17 protein-coding genes are annotated in these 19,663 nt (G+C 36.7%); 14 read left to right on the top strand and 3 right to left on the bottom strand.

All coding sequences use genetic code 11. From position 1 onward, the window contains the following. Positions 1-44: 44 nt before the first annotated feature. From OCV48_RS00805 to OCV48_RS00820, 4 genes are read left to right on the top strand one after another with little or no spacing between them, the layout of a single operon-like run. Positions 45-1,040 (top strand): AIR synthase-related protein, encoded by a 996-nt coding sequence (locus OCV48_RS00805; RefSeq protein ID WP_147590847.1) that lies wholly within the window; start codon positions 45-47, stop codon positions 1,038-1,040. 45 nt (positions 1,041-1,085) lie between these two features. Continuing rightward, entirely contained in the window at positions 1,086-1,568 is a 483-nt protein-coding gene (locus OCV48_RS00810; protein ID WP_021982021.1) for an Lrp/AsnC family transcriptional regulator, read from the top strand. Further along, positions 1,565-2,740, top strand: coding sequence for an aminotransferase class I/II-fold pyridoxal phosphate-dependent enzyme (locus tag OCV48_RS00815; RefSeq protein ID WP_147590848.1), 1,176 nt, complete (start codon positions 1,565-1,567; stop codon positions 2,738-2,740). Before OCV48_RS00810 ends, OCV48_RS00815 begins: the two co-directional genes overlap by 4 nt. 34 nt (positions 2,741-2,774) lie before the next feature. Continuing rightward, complete coding sequence (locus OCV48_RS00820) at positions 2,775-3,269, top strand: tRNA (cytidine(34)-2'-O)-methyltransferase (protein WP_147590849.1); 495 nt, start codon at positions 2,775-2,777, stop codon at positions 3,267-3,269. 158 nt (positions 3,270-3,427) lie between these two features. Here OCV48_RS00820 and OCV48_RS00825 read toward each other — a convergent pair whose 3' ends face one another. The 3 genes from OCV48_RS00825 to OCV48_RS00835 form a co-directional block, all read right to left on the bottom strand. After that, positions 3,428-4,843, bottom strand: a complete 1,416-nt coding sequence (locus OCV48_RS00825; protein ID WP_147590850.1) for a sensor histidine kinase — start codon at positions 4,841-4,843, stop codon at positions 3,428-3,430. Positions 4,844-4,908: 65 nt separating this feature from the next. After that, positions 4,909-5,619, bottom strand: a complete 711-nt coding sequence (locus tag OCV48_RS00830; protein WP_021982017.1) for a response regulator transcription factor — start codon at positions 5,617-5,619, stop codon at positions 4,909-4,911. 165 nt (positions 5,620-5,784) lie between these two features. Then, positions 5,785-8,160: an endonuclease MutS2 gene (locus OCV48_RS00835; protein WP_147590851.1), complete on the bottom strand. Its 2,376-nt coding sequence runs from the start codon at positions 8,158-8,160 to the stop codon at positions 5,785-5,787. A gap of 311 nt (positions 8,161-8,471) precedes the next feature. Between OCV48_RS00835 and OCV48_RS00840 the strand changes: the two genes are divergently transcribed. The 10 genes from OCV48_RS00840 (at position 8,472) to OCV48_RS00885 (ending at position 19,645) form a co-directional block, all read left to right on the top strand. Next, positions 8,472-9,800 carry a S1C family serine protease gene (locus OCV48_RS00840; RefSeq protein WP_147590852.1) on the top strand — a complete coding sequence of 443 codons (1,329 nt, stop codon included), beginning with the start codon at positions 8,472-8,474 and terminating at the stop codon, positions 9,798-9,800. A gap of 24 nt (positions 9,801-9,824) precedes the next feature. Next, the gene (locus OCV48_RS00845) at positions 9,825-10,775 is read left to right on the top strand and encodes a 3'-5' exoribonuclease YhaM family protein (protein ID WP_021982014.1); all 951 of its coding nucleotides are present in this window, start codon (positions 9,825-9,827) and stop codon (positions 10,773-10,775) included. Positions 10,776-10,911: 136 nt separating this feature from the next. Then, on the top strand, positions 10,912-12,324 hold the full coding sequence (gene rlmD / locus OCV48_RS00850; protein ID WP_021982013.1) for a 23S rRNA (uracil(1939)-C(5))-methyltransferase RlmD: 1,413 nt from the start codon (positions 10,912-10,914) through the stop codon (positions 12,322-12,324). Positions 12,325-12,348: 24 nt separating this feature from the next. Beyond that, positions 12,349-13,038 (top strand): response regulator transcription factor, encoded by a 690-nt coding sequence (locus OCV48_RS00855; protein WP_008120506.1) that lies wholly within the window; start codon positions 12,349-12,351, stop codon positions 13,036-13,038. Further along, positions 13,014-14,279: a sensor histidine kinase gene (locus tag OCV48_RS00860; protein WP_147590853.1), complete on the top strand. Its 1,266-nt coding sequence runs from the start codon at positions 13,014-13,016 to the stop codon at positions 14,277-14,279. The genes OCV48_RS00855 and OCV48_RS00860 overlap by 25 nt, the downstream gene beginning before the upstream one ends. A 177-nt stretch (positions 14,280-14,456) precedes the next feature. Next, positions 14,457-15,131, top strand: coding sequence for an ABC transporter ATP-binding protein (locus tag OCV48_RS00865; protein ID WP_147590854.1), 675 nt, complete (start codon positions 14,457-14,459; stop codon positions 15,129-15,131). Further along, positions 15,128-17,572: an ABC transporter permease gene (locus OCV48_RS00870; protein ID WP_147590855.1), complete on the top strand. Its 2,445-nt coding sequence runs from the start codon at positions 15,128-15,130 to the stop codon at positions 17,570-17,572. Before OCV48_RS00865 ends, OCV48_RS00870 begins: the two co-directional genes overlap by 4 nt. Before the next feature lie 361 nt (positions 17,573-17,933). Next, the gene (locus OCV48_RS13990; protein ID WP_394803207.1) at positions 17,934-18,185 is read left to right on the top strand and encodes a hypothetical protein; all 252 of its coding nucleotides are present in this window, start codon (positions 17,934-17,936) and stop codon (positions 18,183-18,185) included. 19 nt (positions 18,186-18,204) lie between these two features. Further along, on the top strand, positions 18,205-19,077 hold the full coding sequence (locus OCV48_RS00880; RefSeq protein WP_147590856.1) for a magnesium transporter CorA family protein: 873 nt from the start codon (positions 18,205-18,207) through the stop codon (positions 19,075-19,077). 175 nt (positions 19,078-19,252) lie between these two features. Continuing rightward, a complete protein-coding gene (locus tag OCV48_RS00885) occupies positions 19,253-19,645 on the top strand; it encodes a hypothetical protein (RefSeq protein ID WP_262558518.1) in 393 nt (130 codons plus the stop codon). The last annotated feature ends 18 nt before the right edge of the window (positions 19,646-19,663 follow it).

Raw genomic sequence — 19,663 nt, forward strand, 5'->3', positions numbered from 1 at the left:
AATTAAATTATACACATAATAAATTAAAGGTACAGGTATATCATATGAAAGCAGGAAAGCTATCTGAATCTGTTCTGAAACGTTCAGTATTAAAGACAATTAAATACAAAAGTGATGATATGTATACATTTGCAAATGTTGGAAATGATGCAGCAGTTTCTAAAGATGGAACTGTTATGTCATCATGTGTGGCAGGTTTAATGCTGAGTGAAGATAATCTTTATTTTGATTGCAAGAGAGCCATATATGCAGCTATGGCTAATGTATGTGCTGAGGGTGGAGTGCCTGCGACAATGAACGTAGATGTAATTATACCTGAGAAGAGATTAGAATCAGAATTAAAAGAATTAACAAGATATATTGCGAAGATTGCATTAGAAGCCAATATTCATATTACAGGAGGCAATACTGAGGTTACAAGAGCAGTTAAAAGCCCTGTTGTGACATTTACGGTGCTCGGACATTATATCTATGATACATATATTGATGCAAGTGAATGGGTTAAAGAGGACTATGACATTGTATTAACCAAACAGATTGGTATGTCCGGAACAGTTGCACTTGCGAAAGAAAAATATAATGAGCTAAAAGAGAAATTTCAGGTAAGCTATCTTAAGAAAGCACTTGATATGGAGAAATATTTAGACGTACGAAGTGAGGCAGCAGTCGCGGGAAGCCTTGGTGTCAGAGTTATGCACGATTTAAGTCGTGGTGGAATCTACTTAGGACTATGGCAGCTTGCCACAAAGACTCAAAAAGGCGTTGAAGTAATGATGGACGATATTGATATACGTCAGGAAACGATAGAAATATGCGAACCATACGGAATTAATCCATACAAGCTTATGTCTAATGGCGCAATGCTGATGGTTACGGAAGATGGAGAAACACTGGTAAGGGAACTCAGACACCAAGGAACAGATGCCCGAATTATTGGAAGGCTCACGAACGATAATGATAAAGTAATCATTAAAAATGAGGATAGAAGATATATTGAGCCTCCTAAGAGAGATGAATTAGAGATATTTTTAACGAAATAATGAATAACCTGTTATTGGAAACTGAGAATAAAGGAGTGTCCTGAAATGAGAGAAAAAATATTAGAGGCAATCGAGAAAAATGCCAGAATTGATTTGAAAGATTTAGCAGTGATGTTAGATATCAGCGAAATAGAGTTAGCAAATGAAATTGCAGAAATGGAGAAAGAGAAAATCATCTGTGGTTATCACACACTTATTAACTGGGATTCTACAAGTGAAGAAAAGGTTACAGCACTTATAGAAGTGCAGGTTACACCACAGAGAGGTTTGGGCTTTGATAAGATAGCTGAAAGAATGTATAATTACAGCGAAGTAAGAGCTGTATATCTTATGTCGGGCGGTTTTGATTTTACCGTAATAATCGAAGAAAAGACTATGAAAGAGGTAGCACAGTTCGTTACTGAGAGACTTGCACCGCTTGAGGCAATTCGTGGAACAGCCACACATTTTATCCTTAAGAAATATAAAGACCATGGAACAGTATTGGTTAGCAATAATAAAGATGAAAGGATGTTGGTTACACCATGAGAAATCCATTATCAGACGTTGTAGTAGATATCCAGCCATCAGGAATAAGAAAATTCTTTGATATAGTAAGTGAAATGAAAGATGCAATATCCCTTGGTGTCGGAGAACCTGACTTCGATACACCATGGCATATAAGAGAAGAAGGAATCTATTCTCTTGAGAAAGGCAGGACTTTTTACACTTCTAATGCAGGATTAAAAGAATTAAAGATAGAGATTTGTAATTATCTTAAACGTAAATTAGATTTAGACTATGATTATAATAAAGATGTAATAGTAACAGTTGGCGGAAGTGAAGCAATTGACCTTGCAATTCGTGCAATGATTAATCCAGGTGACGAAGTGTTAATTCCACAGCCAAGTTATGTATCATATGTTCCGTGCGTAACACTTGCATATGGTAAGCCTGTTATTATTGAATTAAAAGAAGAGAACCAATTCAGACTTACTAAGGACGAATTGTTAGAGAGAATCACAGACAAGACTAAGATTCTCATACTCCCATTTCCTAATAATCCGACAGGTGCAATTATGGAGAAGAGAGATTTAGAAGAAATTGCTAAGGTATGTATCGAAAAGGATATATTTGTTGTTTCTGATGAAATATATTCTGAATTAACATATAATGGCGAAAAACATATCTCAATTGCATGTATACCGGGGATGAAAGAGAGAACAATTGTAATAAATGGTTTCTCTAAGGCATATGCAATGACGGGCTGGAGATTAGGCTATGCTGTAGGCCCGGCAGAAATACTTAAACAGATGATTAAGATACATCAGTTCGCAATTATGTGTGCACCTACAAACAGCCAGTATGCAGCAGTAGAAGCATTAAGAAATGGTGACAGGGATATTGATAAAATGCGTGAATCTTACAATCAGAGACGTAGATTTCTATTAAATGCATTTAAGGAGATGGGCTTAGATTGTTTCGAGCCATTTGGTGCATTTTATATGTTCCCAAGTATCAAGAGATTCGGTATGACTTCAGATGAATTTGCAAACCGTCTTCTTCAGGAGGAGAAAGTTGCAGTAGTTCCGGGAACAGCATTCGGTGATTGTGGTGAGGGCTTCCTTAGAATCTCGTATGCATATTCGTTAGAAGACCTGAAAGAGGCATTAGGAAGATTAAAAGACTTCATAAGCCGGCTTGATGCAGAGAAGAAATAGCAAGCAAAGAAATGGCATTAAGAAAAGAGGAATTATGTTAAATATAGTATTATTTGAGCCGGAAATTCCACAGAATACCGGAAATATAGGAAGAACATGTGTAGCTACAGGGACAAGACTTCATCTTATAGGTCCTATGGGATTTCAGATAACTGAGAAAGCTGTTAAAAGAGCAGGAATGGATTACTGGGATAAATTAGATGTAATAGAATATGACGGATATGATGATTTCCTTAACAGAAACCCGGGTGCGAAAATATATATGGCAACAACTAAGGCTAAACATAGATATACAGATGTGAATTATGAGGACGATTGTTATATTATGTTTGGTAAAGAAAGTGCAGGTATTCCGGAGGAGATTCTTGTAGATAATCCTGAAACCTGCGTAAGAATACCGATGAATCCTGATATACGTTCACTTAATCTTGCTAATTCAGTTGCAATTGTGTTATTTGAAGCATTAAGACAGCAGGACTTCAAAGGTATGCAGTCTGAGGGCGAATTACACCGATTAACGTGGAAATAGGTAAACTTTCGGAGGCTACCAGAATATCTACATTGAAACACATACTAATCTTTCAGTAGCCTTAAAGTTATATGAGAAGGCGGGTTTTAAGCAAATTAAAAAGTCTCAACAGGTAATTCACAGTACAATGAACAGTTTCTATCTGAAGAGACTTTAAATTATTTAGGGGCTTTTACTTTCTTTAATGTGAATATGAATTCTGTGCCAACGCCCTCTGTACTTATAACATTAATATTTTCATCATGTGCATTAATTATTTCTTTGGTTATCGATAATCCAAGTCCCGTACCTGTCTTATCTTTACCTCTTGAGAGGTCTGTTTTGTAGAAACGGTCCCATATCTTAGAAATACTTTCCTTTGGGATACCGATTCCGGTATCTTTAATCGATATGAAAATCTTATCATTTTTATCATGTATGTCTAACTGGATTGAGCTGTCATTGTGGCTGAACTTTATGGCATTATCTAAGAGATTATATATAACCTGTTCGATTTTGCTGCGGTCAGCATATACATAATAGTCTTTTGAGCCAAGGATTAAGTCAATAGTAATATGTTTCTTCTCGCATTTGCCCTCGAAACTGTTAATTATCGGTTTAATCATCTCGTACAGACTGAATTCTGTTAAGTCAAGACGATTAGATTTATTATCCCATGCGTTTAAGGTAAGCAGACTCTTGGTTAATTTAGTAAGTCGTTCCGTTTCAAATAATACAATATCAAGATATTTTCCCTGCATCTCAGGAGGAATCGTACCATCTTTCATTGCTTCAACATAACCTTTTATAGAGGTAAGAGGAGAACGGAAGTCGTGCGATACGTTACCAATGAATTTCTTCTGGTCCTCTTCGAGCGAATTGAGTTTCCTTGCCATATAATTAAGGGACATGCCGAGATTACCTATTTCGTCCTCATTTGTAAATGAAGCAAGTCCTTCATAGGTTAAATTGCCTTTTGCAAATTCTTTCGATGCGTGGCTGATTTTTCTAAGAGGAATATATACCACGAAAGTAAATATCAGAAGAATTATCAACGATAAATCATATATAATGAAGAAAGTCCAATAAATGGTTTTAAGTACTTCATTAGTACGTTCTTTAATCACATCAGTTCCACGATGAAATATCATATAGCCTTCAGTTTTGAAATTACCAACTATTGGAATTGCAACAGAAAGAGTTTCGTTATCAAAATTACCATAAAAATCACCGACCATATAATATCTATTACCGAAGTCGGTAATATCGAAGTCCGAAATAACTTCATTCAATTTGATGTTATTTGTATCATACACAATTCTGCCATTCGTATCAGTAATCCAGAGACGACAGTTTATAAGTGCTGATGCATTTTGTATATCTTTGACAATTTCCGGATTAGTCGTGAGGCTTGAAAAGTCGTTATTAAAATAGCGGTTTAAAATAACATTTCCTTTGTCGTATATACTCTGGGCAGCATCAGCCGTTACTGTCTGGGTGACGCGGCGTGTAGAAAGCATATTGATTACTAAAATGCTTATAAGTCCAAACAGGATATAGCCAAGAAGAAATTTGTAGTAAACTGAATGTTTCATCTAAGTTAAAAATCTCCATTCTATAAGTTGTATAATCAGTCTAAACCCAAATATCACAACATACTTTAATTGGTTTTAGTCTCGAATTTATAGCCAATACCCCATACTGTAGATAATGCCCAGGTATCGCTGTCGCTTATCTTTTCACGAATTCTCTTGATATGAACGTCAACAGTTCTTGTATCGCCGAGATATTCATAGCCCCAGATATGGTCTAAGAGCTGTTCTCTTGTAAATACCTGATTAGGTGATGAAGCTAAGAAATATAATAATTCTAATTCCTTAGGCGGCATATCAATATTTTTACCCTTGTATGTGACTGAATAATTTGTAAGATTGATAAGTAAATCAGGGTATTCTACATATTCTGACTGTGGTGCAATATTAGCAGGTGTAGCAGCTGGGACTTTATATCTTCTAAGAACCGCTTTAACACGCGCAACTAATTCCTTAGAATCAAATGGTTTAATCATATAATCATCTGCACCTAATTCAAGACCTAATACCTTATCAAATATCTCGCCTTTGGCAGATAACATAATAATCGGTGTAGAAGAAGTCTTTCTGATTTCACGACATACCTCATATCCATCAATTCCCGGTAACATCAGATCTAATAAGATAAGGTCAGGATTAAAAGTCTGAAATTCCTTAAGTGCTTCTTCACCATCTTCTACAATCTTAGTTTCAAAACATTCTTTTGTTAAATATAGAGAAATAAGTTCTGCTATATTTGCATCATCATCTACGATTAATATTTTCTGTTTATTAGCCATAACAATCCTCGTTTCTGAGCGACTTGTCGCGAAGAGGCGATGAGAAATCCGCGCAGGCGATTTCTCATCTGCCATAAAGTCTATTTGTTTTCGCTCCGAAACAAATAGCTGTGTGAAAAATTGCCATATCAATTCGATTTTTCACACTATCCTCGTTTCTTGGTTCTATTTCTTAAATGTAGCTATAGTGACTCCGGCATCGCCCTCGCCATATTCAGCTATATGAAATTCGCTTATATATTTACATTTCTTCAAATGCTGTTGAACTGCATTTCTTAAGGCTCCGGTGCCTTTACCATGTACAATTCGTACACTTGGGAGATGTGACAGATATGCATCATCTAAGTATTTATCAAGGGTAACAATTGCTTCATCAACTGTCATACCAAGTAACTTGATTTCAGTTGATATAGAATAAGATTTAGCCATCTTAATCTTTGAAGCACTTGTATGTGTGGTCTTATTACCGATAACAGGTGCATCTTCAAGGATAATCAGGTCTGAAATATTTACCTTTGAACAAAGTATACCCATTTGTACGGTTAAATCACCTTTGGCATTAGGAAGTGTGTGTACAGTTCCCTCGACATTCATACTCAGAACCTTTACGCGGTCACCGATTTTGAAATCTTTTGGTGAATATTTCTTATGAGGTGTACTGCTCTTCTTGATTGCAAGCTTTTCGCTTGTCTTATCAAGTCTTTCTCTTGCCTTTCTTCTGGAATTCTCTAAATCTTTTGTATTACCTGATTTAGATGCTTTATTGATATCTTTGATGGTCTGGTCTGCAAATTCTTTCGCTTCCCTAAGAATTTTAGCTGCTTCTTCGTTAGCATTTCGTAAAATGCTTTCCCGTCTGTCATCAAGATGTTCCTGTTTTTTCTCAAGCTGTTTCTTAAGAGCTTCAATTTCATTCTTATACTGTTCAATTTCTGAACGTTCATTTTCAATAACTAACTTACTGTTCTCTAAATCAGAGATGATATCTTCAAAGGCCACATTTTCTTCATCAATACGCTTCTTGGCATCATCGATAATATAATCAGGCAGTCCTAATTTAGATGAAATTGCAAATGCGTTACTCTTACCGGGAACTCCGATAAGTAAACGGTAAGTAGGCTGTAAAGTTTCAAGACTGAATTCACAGCTTGCATTCTCAACTCCCGGAGTAGTGAGCGCAAATACTTTAAGTTCGCTGTAATGCGTGGTAGCCATTGTTCTAACCTTCATATTGTGGAGAAAAGAAAGTACAGAGGTTGCAAGTGCAGCACCCTCGACCGGATCGGTTCCTGCTCCAAGTTCATCGAAGAGGACAAGCGACTCACTGTCAGCATCATTAAGTATCTGTACAATATTCTTCATATGCGATGAAAATGTACTCAGACTCTGTTCAATACTTTGTTCATCTCCAATATCGGCATATACCTCCTTAAATAGTGATAGACTGGAGCCATCATATGCAGGAATGTGAAGTCCTGCCTGCCCCATAAGAGTAAGCAGTCCGACTGTCTTAAGTGAAACTGTTTTACCACCTGTGTTAGGACCTGTTACAATCAGCAGGTCAAAATCTTTACCAAGATATATATTAATTGGAACAACTTTATCCTTATTTATAAGAGGATGGCGTCCCTCTTTTATATTAATATATCCGTCAGTATTAAATACCGGCTCACTGCCTTTTATAGATTTAGAATACAGAGCCTTTGCAAATATCATATCGAGTTTAACAAGCATACGGTAATTACATTCTAATTCTGAAATATGTTCTGCACAACTAACTGACAGGTTTGACAGAATAACTTCTATCTCGTCATTTTCCTTAAGACTTAATTCCTTAAGTTCATTATTCAATTTGACGACAGCCATAGGTTCGACAAATATTGTAGAACCGGTCTGTGACTGGTCGTGAATAAGTCCTGGCACCTGACTTCTGTATTCCTGCTTAACAGGGATACAATATCGTCCATTTCGCATAGTTATTACATTATCCTGCAAATATGTCCTGGTTGTCTGCGAATTAACCAGATTATTAAGCTGTGTGTGAATCTGCTCATTTGCCTGCTTCATATGTCTCCTGATACTTTTCAAAGCAGGACTTGCATCGTCACTTATCTCTTCTTCAGAAATAATACATCTGTTTATCTCAGTATTAAGAGGGGTAAGTGGCTCTAATGCCTCAAACATATAGTCAATCGAATCCTTTTTAGCAGATTCCTCACGCCTTGAAAATGATTTGGCACGCGAAGTAACCTTTAGTACGCTGCTTATATTTAGAAGTTCGCCAATGCCTAAAGTGCCACCAATCTCTAAGCGTTTAAGAGATTCTAAAATGTTTCTTGTGCCTGAAAATGAAAGATTGCCTGAGCGAAGAACTCTTACTAATGCATCTGATGTCTCAGTCTGCGCTGTTCTTATATCGTCAATGTTATCCATTGGAACAATATTTCTGCACAACTCTAATCCACCCTCACAGGTTGCAAATTCTGAAAGTGTTGCAATTATCTTATCAAATTCAAGCGTTTTTAATGCTTTTTTATTCATCTATCTATAAATAATATCCGTTAAAAATACGAATAAACTCCTTTCTGGGTAATATAAAATCCGGCTGAGTTATGTTTACATTTACATGGCCTGATGTTTATTTACATTCTCTTAGTATATAATTTTACTCCAAAACAGCTAATATATCAATGAAAAGAATATTTATAGCTTTGTCATAAATTGTTCATATTATTTTCTTATTATAAAGTATATGACTTGTGATGTGATTTGAAAGATTCGGGTGACAGAATAGCCAAATCAGGATAAAAATCAGGATAAATATAATATACTGATAAGACATAGAGGTATCAATGAGCGAGAAAGACTTAAAAAATTTTGAGAAAAATGAAATTGCAAGAAATACTGACAAGGTAAACCGTAAATCCAGCATTAATTATAGAGACAGTATACATAAACCAGGAGATAATAATGCACATATGGGTAATGACAACGAAGGCGAATTTAAGTTTGTAAATGAAAAAGTAGTAAATAATAAGAGACTTACATTGGGAAAATTGTTACTTTTTCTTGTTATGTGTGGAATTATTATGGGAGCTGTTGCGTGTATGGTGTTCGTGTTTATGAAACCATATCTTAATAAAATGAGTGATGATAAAAAAAGTACAGAAGAAATAAATGATTCAAAGGTGACAGAGAGTAATTCTACGACAGAAGAGACTAGTCCTGTAGAGACCACCAAGACGATAGAAGAAAGACTTAAGAATATGGGTAATTCTGTCGTAACACTCTGTGTAAATGAAGAAGATGAATGGGAAAACGTAGAGCAGAATAATGTCAATTACGGAAGTGGACTTATTACTGTGTTAAATGATAAGATAAGAATACTTACAACATATGATTTCATTAAGGATAACAGGGAAGTAACGGTATACTTAGGAAACAGAGGATATAAAGGAATGGTAGACCATGTGAGTGAGAAATATGGTCTTGCAACGGTAATTATTAATACGGCTGATGTTAAAGATGAAGATAAAGAGACACTTTCGGCAGCAGAGTATAATCCGGATAATGAGATAGAAGCAGGAGAAGAGATTACATTTATGGGAAATCCATATGGAAAAGAAAAATTTATTGTCAAGGGTTCATTGACTTCTGTTGGAAATACATATAATATAGTGGATACGGAACTTGAAATTATGGCAACAGATATTTCTACGACCGGTTTTATGAATGGTTTCGCATTTGACAACTATGGCAATGTTATCGGAATGGTAAATAATGAATTAAATGGCAACAGTATCGGTGAAAATGTTGTCTCTGTTATATCATTTAAAAGAATTGCAATATACGTTAATAAAATTATGTCTAATAAGACAATTACATACCTGGGTATTCATGGCAAACAGGTAACAGATGATGTTATCGAGAATATTGACAAGGATATGCCTTATGGAATATATATATCAAATACTGAAGAAAAATCACCGGCTTATACAGCAGGTGTGATGAATGGTGATATATTAACAGAATTCAATGGTACGAAAGTGTCAGATTTCAAGACATTTACATCAATTCTGCAGAAATGCCAGGTTGGAGATGAGGTTACCATTAAGGTAATGAGAAAAGGCAAAGACGGTTATAAGGAGATAAGATATACAGTTCAAATTGATAGTATATAAGTTGATTTTAGAAAGAGGTAAAATATGAAATATATAGAGACATTAAGAGATGGAGAGTCAGTAAGAGGAATCTATTTATGTAAGCAGAGAAGCTCTGCAATGACTAAGAATGGCAAGCCTTATGATAATGTAATATTACAGGATAAAACAGGCACAATAGATGGAAAAATATGGGATCCACATTCAATGGGAATAAATGAATTTGAAGCACTAGATTATGTAGACATTAACGCAGATGTAACTACATTTAACGGGGCATTACAGTTGAATATAAAAGGTGCAAGAGTGGCAGATGAGGGAGAATATAAGCCTGCGGATTACCTTCCTTGCAGCACTAAAGATATAGATGCAATGTATGCAAATGTAATGGAATATGTTAATTCAGTTAAGAATCAGTATCTTAATGCATTACTTAATGCATTTTTCGTAGATGATAAGGAATTTATCGATGAATTCAAAGGTCATTCAGCAGCTAAAACTATTCATCATGGTTTTATCGGAGGCTTGTTAGAACATTCGTTATCTGTAACAAATATGTGTAACTATTTTGCAAAAGCATATCCTGTTTTAAACAGAGATTTACTTATTACAGCAGCATTACTTCATGACATTGGTAAAGTTAAGGAATTATCATCATTTCCAAAGAATGACTACACAGATTATGGACAGTTACTTGGTCATATCGTAATCGGATGTGAAATGGTTAGTGATAAAGTCAGAGAGATTCCGGGATTCCCAGAGAAATTAGCAAGAGAGGTTAAACATTGCATAGTTGCTCATCATGGCGAATTAGAATATGGTTCTCCAAAGAAACCTGCTTTACCTGAGGCATTTGCAATTAATTTAGCTGATAATGCAGATGCGAAGTTAGAAACAATATCTGAGATTTTACTTGGAGGCAGACCACAGGACGGCTCAGAGTGGTATGGCTTCAATAGAGCATTGGATTCAAATATAAGAAAAGCAGATTTGTAAGAAAAATAAATGTGTCGCAGGCATTGCATTCGGCTTTTTACATATATTTTTGCATAATATGTAGAAATAGTAGAAAGTGAAATTCAGCTTGCGATTCTTACGATATAGAAGCCTTAGGAATGGAGAATATGTGAAGATGTGTAATGAAAATAAAGTGCAGGAGACTTTGACTCCACATACATATAAGAAGAATGAAGAGTATACTGTTGAGATAGAAGATGTTGGAACAGGTGGCGAGGGAATTGCTAAAATTGATGGTTATACATTATTTGTAAAAGATGCAGTAAGAGGCGATGTATGTCGTGTAAGAATTACTAAAGCCCATGATAATTTCGCATTTACTAAATTAATGGAGGTAATCGAACCATCTCCACATCGTGTTACACCTGTCTGTCCAGTTGCCAGAAGATGTGGTGGTTGTAAGATAATGGCAGCAGATTACAGCGAGCAGCTCAGGTTCAAAGAGAATAAAGTAAAGACTAATATAGAGAAAATCGGCAAGGTTACAGATTTCACCATTTATCCTATTATTGGAATGGAGACACCATATCATTATCGTAATAAGGCGCAGTTTCCTATTGGTTTAAATGATAAAGGCGAGTTAGTATCTGGCTTTTATGCCGGAAGAACTCACGTTATCATTGAAAATGAAAAGTGTTACCTTGGTGTCGAAGAAAATGAAGAAATTCTTAGAATTATCAAGGAATTTATGGCAGAGAAAAATATTGCACCATATGACGAAGTGACACTAAAAGGTCTAATTCGTTATGTTATGATTCGAAAAGCTTTTGTAACGGGCGAAATAATGGTGTGCATTATCATTAATGGAAATAAGATTCCTGCCCAGGAGGAGTTAGCCGAAAGGTTATCGAAAGTCAAGGGAATGACAAGCATTTCACTAAGTATAAACCTATGTAATACGAATGTAATTATGGGCAAGGTTATGGAGAACATCTATGGACGAAAATATATAGTCGACTATATTAAAGATATCAAATTCAACATTTCGCCAAAGTCATTCTTCCAGGTCAATCCTGTCCAGACAGAAAAGTTATATGAAACAGCATTAGAATATGCCGGGCTTACCGGGAATGAAACAGTATGGGACTTATATTGTGGAATCGGAACAATCTCGCTATTCTTAGCACGTTCAGCTAAAAAGGTCTACGGTGTCGAAATTATCTCTGATGCTATTCGTGATGCAAGAAATAATGCAAAAATGAATAACATTACTAATGCAGAATTCTTTGTCGGCAAAGCTGAAGAGGTGCTTCCTGAATATTATGCAAAACATGGTGGTTACGCAGATGTTATCGTAGTAGACCCACCAAGAAAAGGCTGCGACACAGCATTGCTTGATACGGTCATAAAGATGCAGCCTGAGAAGATGGTGTATGTAAGTTGTGACAGCGCAACGCTTGCAAGAGATATAAGATATATGACAGAACACGGGTATGAACTTAAGAAAGTACAGCCGGTGGATATGTTTCCACACACGGAACATGTGGAGACGGTAGTTCTTTTGTCCAAACAAAAACTGGATGAATAGTTAATAAAGAGAGGTGCATATGCTATGCCAGGTATACTTGTGGTTGAAGATGATGAAAATTTAAACCGTGGAATTACATTCTCACTGAAAAAATCCGGATATGAGGTTTTTTCAGCAGAATCAGTGAAAAAAGCGAAAAGAATTGCAAGTGATAATAATGTGGATGTTACCATTTGTGATGTGAATCTTCCGGATGGGAATGGACTGGAATTTGTAAGGTGGATGAGATGCAATTATAATACATACATTATCTGCCTTACAGCACTAGATCAGGAGATGGATCAGGTTATGGGATATGAAGCAGGGGCAGATGATTATATTACAAAGCCGTTTAGTCTTTCGGTACTTCTTTTGAAAATAGAAGCACATTTCCGCCGCAGACAGGAGAAAACGGAAGCCGGAAAGATGATTTCGGGAGATATCGTATTTATCGCAGGAGAAATGAAAGTCCTGATAAAGAGTCGTGAAATCAGTCTGACAAAAACGGAGTTGAAAATGCTGACTTTTTTTCTTCAGAATCCGAAACAGATTCTTTCAAAAACACAAATATTGGAAAATGTGTTTGATCTGGAAGGGGATTTTGTGGATGAAAATACAATCGCTGTCAATATCAGAAGACTCCGTGAGAAAATCGAAGATAATCCGGCTGCACCGGTCTATATAAAGAATATCAGAGGTCTTGGGTATATATGGAATCAGGAGGTAAGGCAGTGACAAAGAGATATCGCAAGAAGATTACAGTAGTGCTCTCCTTGGTATTACCTGTCATATTATTGTTTGCAATATTAAATTGCTTTACCACGTATGTGTTTTATGAAGATTATAAATATAAAATGAATCTTATGACAGAGATTGCTGCAAAGGAAGAATTTTCCGGGCTGGATGCTGTTTCGGAATTGTTTAAGGATAAGGATATTGAAACTAACGAACAGGGAAGGCGATTATTGGAGCAATATGGATACTGGGGGAATAAAGGGAATGCATTTTATTCGCAATTCCGGCATCAGGTTATGGTGACCGGTGCTGTAAGCACTGTGATATGCGTGCTTCTTTTGACTTTTTTACTTTATTGGAAGAAAAAAGAAGATGCGTGTCATCAGAAAATTTTAGACCAGTTGGAAGAAATTCTAATCAGATTCCGTGAAAATAAATTTGATGATTTACTGAAAACGGAAAATCATGCAGAACTGGAAAAATTGAATGACCAGCTTGAAGCAATCGGACATCATATTCAGTTGATAAAGGAAGAAGCAAGGGCAGAAAAGGAGAACACGAAAGAAATGGTTTCTGATATTTCTCACCAGTTAAAGACACCGGTTGCAGCTTTGGATACATGTTTTAATGTGCTGATGCAGAATGACTTAAGTGCCACAGAACAGGAGGAGTTTTGTATCCGTTGTCGGAGTGCTCTGGATGGACTGGAGACATTATTGCAGTCGCTTCTTGAAATATCCAAGATGGAAACTGGACTGATTCAGATTAATAAGAAAAAACTTCCGCTTATGGATACTGTCATATCTGCTGTGAACCGCACTTATCCTAAAGCGGATGAGAAAGAAATTGAATTCGTTTTTGACTATGAAAAAGAGCTGGAAGCATGCACGATTATGCAGGATAAAAGGTGGCTTGGTGAAGCTGTGATCAACGTTCTGGATAATGCGGTCAAGTACAGTCCGGGTGGTTCAAAAATATTTATCCGGTTACAAAAAAGAAACGATCTTGTAAGAATGGAAATTGAGGATCAGGGAATTGGTATTCCGCAGAATGAGTATCACAAAATTTTTCAACGATTTTACCGAGGAAGTTCCAAGGAGGTTATGGAAAAGAGTGGTACAGGAATCGGACTTTTTCTATCGAGAGAAATTATCGAAAAACACGGAGGTACGATTACGGTAACCTCACGCAAAAAGAAAAAAGGAAGCATGTTTGTGATTCAATTACCATATGTTGGTTAAATTTTAAATGAGCAGAAATCTTACAATTCTGTAAGGCTTCTGCTCGTTTTTTGAAAGTGAAATGAAAGATTATCCTGATACAATTTGGATGTAGGTTGAAAAATGACCAAATATATAAACAGGCAAAGAAAGCGTGCTGAAAAGGTACGCTTTACAGAATTGAAAAGGAGGCAACACATGAGTGTGATATTAGAAACCAAACAGCTTTGTAAGTTTTATGGCGCAGGTGAGAATCAGGTCAAAGCGGTCAATCAGGTGGACATTCAGATTGAGCAGGGAGAATTTGTCGCAATTGTTGGAAAGTCAGGATCCGGTAAAAGTACATTACTTCATATGCTTGGAGGGCTTGATACCCCGACAAAAGGCAGTGTTACTTTAGCAGGGAAAGATTTATACAGGATGAAGGAAGATGCCCTTGCTGTTTTCCGCAGAAGAAAAATCGGATTTGTTTTTCAGGCATTTAATCTGGTTTCATCTATTAATGTCTGGGAAAATATTGTACTGCCACTGGGGCTGGATGGAAGAAAAGTGGATGAAGCATATGTAAATGATATTATTGCAACTCTGGGAATTGAAAAGAGGATTTACAATCTGCCAAATCAGTTATCCGGAGGACAGCAGCAGAGAGTAGCGATTGCAAGAGCACTGGTGAATCGTCCGGAAATTATATTTGCGGATGAGCCGACAGGCAATCTTGATTCTAAGACCAGTGATGAGGTGATTGCCCTGTTTAAGATGACAGCAAAAAAATATGGACAGACAATTGTAATGATTACCCATGATGACGAAATTGCACAGGTTGCTGACCGTATTCTGGTGATTGAGGACGGACAGGTGGTGGATTTCAGATGAAGACAATAAGCAGGATTGCATATAGCAATGACAAAAAGAACAAGACAAGAAGTATACTGATTATGATGTCCATATGTCTGACCACGATGTTGCTTGTGATTATCAGTACTGTGGGAAATGGAATGATACGTTTGCAGAAAAGTCAGGCGGCAGGCTCATATGGAAACAATTATGGTCTGTTTGTCGCAGCAGATGCCTCGCAGATAAAGGAAGTAAGCCGCCGTGCAGAAATAGATGCAATAGGAATTATGTGTACAGAAGGCATCATAAAAGGCAATGAAAACGGCGGGTTTGTCTGCATGGATGAGACTGCAAGAAAAATGCTTCCCTATAATAAGGAATATGAGTTAAAGGAAGGAAAGTATCCGAAAAAAATGCAGGAAATTGCCGCCGGAAGAGCTTTTTTTCGTGCAATGGGATATGATGATGTAAAGGTCGGAGATACGGTTACACTGGATTACCGTGCAGGGATGCGGTCAGAATATAAGCCGGAAGAGTTTGTTGTCAGCGGAATCTTATATGACCGGGATGAGTATACCATCGAGGCATCTTATGTTGCTTTCGGGTCACAGGAGTTTTATGATGAGCACGTTGCAGAGAATGACAGACAGTATAATATTTATTTTACTTTAAATGATTCTGCAAATGTATCTATGAATAATATTGAACCGGTTATAAAGCAGATTGCAGCAGCTTGTGGGATTGAAGAAAAAAACGTTATAGTCAATGATCTCTATCTGCGATGGGTATTGCAGCCGAGTTATGAAACGATTGCGGTATGCGGGGTTTTGATTCTTGCAATTGTACTTTTCTCTGTTGTGGTCATTTATAATATTTTTCAGGTCGGTATTGCCAACAAGATACAGGAGTATGGAAAAATCAAGGCTCTGGGAGCGACAAAAAAGCAGATGAAACAACTGATCTTCAGAGAGGGTATGTTTTTGACAATTTTTTCAATACCGGTTGGATTGCTTCTTGGTTTTCTGATTGCAAAATGCGGTTTTAACTGGCTGGTAGAACAGGGAAACCTTGTATCAACCCAAACTGGCTCTATGGGAGACCAAAATCAGCAGGTGCCACTGTTTTCCCTGCCTGTTATACTTCTATGTATTTTCGTATCATTTCTTACCGTTGCTTTGGCACTGCGCAAACCAATGAAAATTGTTTCACGGATTTCACCTATCGAAGCAACACGGTATTTAGAAAATGCAGAAACACACAAAAAAGGAAAACGAAATGGCAGAAAAAATGTCACCGTGTTTTCTATGGCAATGGCAAATATAACGGGTAATCCAAAAAGAACCATTGGTACCATCCTCACACTGGGGCTTTCCTGCGCATTGTTTGTGATTATCTCTAATTATGTAGGAAATATTGATACGGAGCATGAAGCACGTCTTTCCGTTAATCATGGACAATTTGAACTGCAGCTTGACTATTCTGCTGAGTACGATGAAAGATATCCGGAGAATAATCTGGATACGATTCTGACGGATAATCCATTGAATGATTCGCTGATTGAAGAAATCAAAAGCATTCCGGGAGTGACAGATGTCATGACGAGAGAGATTGTCTCTGTAAATCTGAACGGAACAAGATTTCCGGCTGATATTGTGAGTAAAAATGATTTTGATTTTATGCGCCAGGACGGGGACATTGGCTCTATGGACTATGATCAGGCGGTAAAGAATGGTGAAATTTTCTTTGGTTGGTCGATGTGGATGGAACAAGATGGATATGCTCCGGGTGAATCCATTGCATTTGACTTTGAGAATGGAAGTGAAACCTATACCTATCAGGGAAAGATTGCAGGATCCTTTGTAAGCGCGGACACTTATCTTGTCATTCCGGAAGGTGTATACCGTTCCATGAATCCGAGGGGAACAGCCTATGGATATCTGTGGGTGGACTGTGATAAAAAAGATATGGCATCTGTGGAACAGAGTCTGAATACTTTGATTTCTAATACTTCGCATATAAAAATGGATACCTATCATGCACAGTTACAATCTGCAGAATTCACAGCCCGCATGATGAAGCTTGGCTGTTATCTGTTTATGGCGGTTGTAGGACTCATCGGTTTTATGAATATGGCAAACACCATAATCATGAATATTACGACAAAAAAGCAGGAATATGGTGTATTACAGGCTGTGGGTATGACAAATAAACAATTAAATTTATGTCTGCAGTTACAGGGAATGATGTTTACGGTTGGTACCATATGCGTAGCTTTGATCATTGGTCTGCCGCTCGGCTATGCACTTTTTTCCTATGCAAAACATAATGGAATATTTGGAATGAATATCTATCATGTTCCAATCGTACCAATTTTTATTATGATTTTTTTGGTCGGTCTGTTGCAGATTGTACTTTCCTGCGTTTTAAGCAGTAATCTGAAAAAGGAAACGCTGGTAGAAAGAATAAGGTATCAGGGATAGCAAGTAATATGTAATGAACTAGGTCTTAACGAAGAGGAGAAATAGATAACTTGCAGATTTGTATGTATGGTAAATCTAAACTGTATTTTAGCAATATTTCCTGAGTGGGGGCAGAAAGTGCCCCCACTTTCACTATTTGGGGGCGAAAAGCACCACCAAAATGATAAAATGGGGGCAAAAGTGCCATCACATATAATAAACAAAGCCATCTTTGGATGTGTACATAATTATGCTTGAATTTCTTATACAATCAGTATAACATAATGGTCAGTGGCTGAAATCCATAGAATTTAAGTTGCCGATTATAGAAAAAAAGTTTATACTAAGTTTGGACAATGATACACAGAATGAGACGGTTGTCTTGCTTTCCCTCAAAAAAGATACACCTAAGATTGAGGTTACAATGGAGCCTGATGAAGAGAGTAATTATACACCACAAGAAAAGGCTACTTATTCAAAGATTAAGGAATATGTGAAGGACAAGTATAGTGTGAATGTGCATACTTATTATATGGCATCAACCAGAAGAAAGATTGAGAATAATCCTGCAAAACCGGAGTATATACTGACAGAAATCGGTATTGGTTACCGCATGAGGGAAAGAGACAAATAAAGAGAAGGCAGGGATTTTTATGCAATATACAGATAATTCATGTTTATTTGCTGTTATGAGCACAGCAGAGTTTCGGGAAAGAAAAGAGGAATTTGCTTATCAAAAGGAGATGCTGCACAGTCTTGGTTCTATTCGATACTGTAAGGCAGAGCTGTTTAAAGAGTGCATTCTCGGTACAATTCGGCTTCCACAAAAGAATGAACAGAAAAAAGCACAGCTTTCATTTGGATTCTATTTGACAGGCAGGAAAGTGTTTTTTGTCGAAGATGAAGGAAAAATGAAGGCATGGATAGAAAAGCAGACGAAGATGTTTCAGGAAGTTGATACACCGAAACAGTTGCTGTTACGGATTATGGAGCATATGATAGAAAAGGATACATTGTATTTTTCTCATATGGAGTCTGAGCTAGACAAACTGGAAGAGAAAATAAGTGGGGGAGCAGGAGGGAATAATAATTTTTTTACATCACTGACAAAGCATAGGCAAAAACTTTCTGAGTTTAATATTTATTATGAACAGTTGATAGACATTGCAGAATTGTTTAGTACCTGTGATTTTTATCAATCTGAACAGGATACACAAGGTTGGGATAGATTTATGCACCGTGTGGAACAATTGCAAAATCATGTACATCTTCTTCGTGAAAATGTGCTCCAGATACGTGAACTGTATCAATCAATGCAGGATGCACGTCAAAATAAAATTATGGCTGTAATTACCATTGTCACAACTATTTTTCTTCCACTTACATTGATTACAGGCTGGTATGGAATGAATTTTGTATACATGCCGGAGCTGCAATGGTGGTATGGATATTTCGCTGTGATAATGATATCACTCATCATTGTAATAGCAGAAATCATATATTTTAAAAATAAAAAATTCTTTTAATCAAAAAAAAGCAGATAACCTTAAGCTAATATGTTTTAAGGTTATCTGCTTTTTTCACATCATTTTTACGCATGGTTACCATTCTCACAGAATTCTCACATGGCATAAGGCAATTCCCACACTATTCTGACAAGGAAAAAATTATAATACAGGTAAAGCAAAGGAGGAATGCGAAATGAGTCATACATTGGAAGAAAGATGCAGGCAGTTGATGATACAAAGAAAATTTGAAAAATGTCAGAAAGAAATAGAAACAGCTATGGCAGAAAATCTTCATTGTGCAATTCCGCATAATTTGATGTGGATTTTATTGGAGAAGGAATCCAATCATGTATTTGCCATGAAGCATTTTCGTGCTGCTTATGCATTAGATCCTACTTATGTTCCTGCACGGTATAACATGGAACAGTATGCGCAGATGTATCCGACAGGAAAATGTGCCTTTACGGAAGAGGATTGTCTGGTTAAAAATGATCAGCAGTTCGAATTGGTCTATGATGAGTGTATAGGAAGTGGCGAGAGGAAAATAGAGAAAGTCTTGCTGCAAAAAAGCATGAGTATTATTTAAAACATAAGGAGGAAATCA

Origin of the sequence: Bovifimicola ammoniilytica (assembly GCF_025567085.1) — a bacterium.
Classification (GTDB): Bacteria; Bacillota; Clostridia; order Lachnospirales; family Lachnospiraceae; genus Bovifimicola; species Bovifimicola ammoniilytica.

What these genes read in the sequence shown, in the direction of transcription:
- OCV48_RS00805 (WP_147590847.1), top strand. Translation starts at nt 45, where the DNA reads ATGAAAGCAGGAAAGCTATCTGAATCTGTTCTGAAACGTTCAGTATTA.
- OCV48_RS00810 (WP_021982021.1), top strand. Translation starts at nt 1,086, where the DNA reads ATGAGAGAAAAAATATTAGAGGCAATCGAGAAAAATGCCAGAATTGAT.
- OCV48_RS00815 (WP_147590848.1), top strand. Translation starts at nt 1,565, where the DNA reads ATGAGAAATCCATTATCAGACGTTGTAGTAGATATCCAGCCATCAGGA.
- OCV48_RS00820 (WP_147590849.1), top strand. Translation starts at nt 2,775, where the DNA reads ATGTTAAATATAGTATTATTTGAGCCGGAAATTCCACAGAATACCGGA.
- OCV48_RS00825 (WP_147590850.1), bottom strand. Translation starts at nt 4,843, where the DNA reads ATGAAACATTCAGTTTACTACAAATTTCTTCTTGGCTATATCCTGTTT.
- OCV48_RS00830 (WP_021982017.1), bottom strand. Translation starts at nt 5,619, where the DNA reads ATGGCTAATAAACAGAAAATATTAATCGTAGATGATGATGCAAATATA.
- OCV48_RS00835 (WP_147590851.1), bottom strand. Translation starts at nt 8,160, where the DNA reads ATGAATAAAAAAGCATTAAAAACGCTTGAATTTGATAAGATAATTGCA.
- OCV48_RS00840 (WP_147590852.1), top strand. Translation starts at nt 8,472, where the DNA reads ATGAGCGAGAAAGACTTAAAAAATTTTGAGAAAAATGAAATTGCAAGA.
- OCV48_RS00845 (WP_021982014.1), top strand. Translation starts at nt 9,825, where the DNA reads ATGAAATATATAGAGACATTAAGAGATGGAGAGTCAGTAAGAGGAATC.
- rlmD (WP_021982013.1), top strand. Translation starts at nt 10,912, where the DNA reads ATGTGTAATGAAAATAAAGTGCAGGAGACTTTGACTCCACATACATAT.
- OCV48_RS00855 (WP_008120506.1), top strand. Translation starts at nt 12,349, where the DNA reads ATGCCAGGTATACTTGTGGTTGAAGATGATGAAAATTTAAACCGTGGA.
- OCV48_RS00860 (WP_147590853.1), top strand. Translation starts at nt 13,014, where the DNA reads ATGGAATCAGGAGGTAAGGCAGTGACAAAGAGATATCGCAAGAAGATT.
- OCV48_RS00865 (WP_147590854.1), top strand. Translation starts at nt 14,457, where the DNA reads ATGAGTGTGATATTAGAAACCAAACAGCTTTGTAAGTTTTATGGCGCA.
- OCV48_RS00870 (WP_147590855.1), top strand. Translation starts at nt 15,128, where the DNA reads ATGAAGACAATAAGCAGGATTGCATATAGCAATGACAAAAAGAACAAG.
- OCV48_RS00880 (WP_147590856.1), top strand. Translation starts at nt 18,205, where the DNA reads ATGCAATATACAGATAATTCATGTTTATTTGCTGTTATGAGCACAGCA.
- OCV48_RS00885 (WP_262558518.1), top strand. Translation starts at nt 19,253, where the DNA reads ATGAGTCATACATTGGAAGAAAGATGCAGGCAGTTGATGATACAAAGA.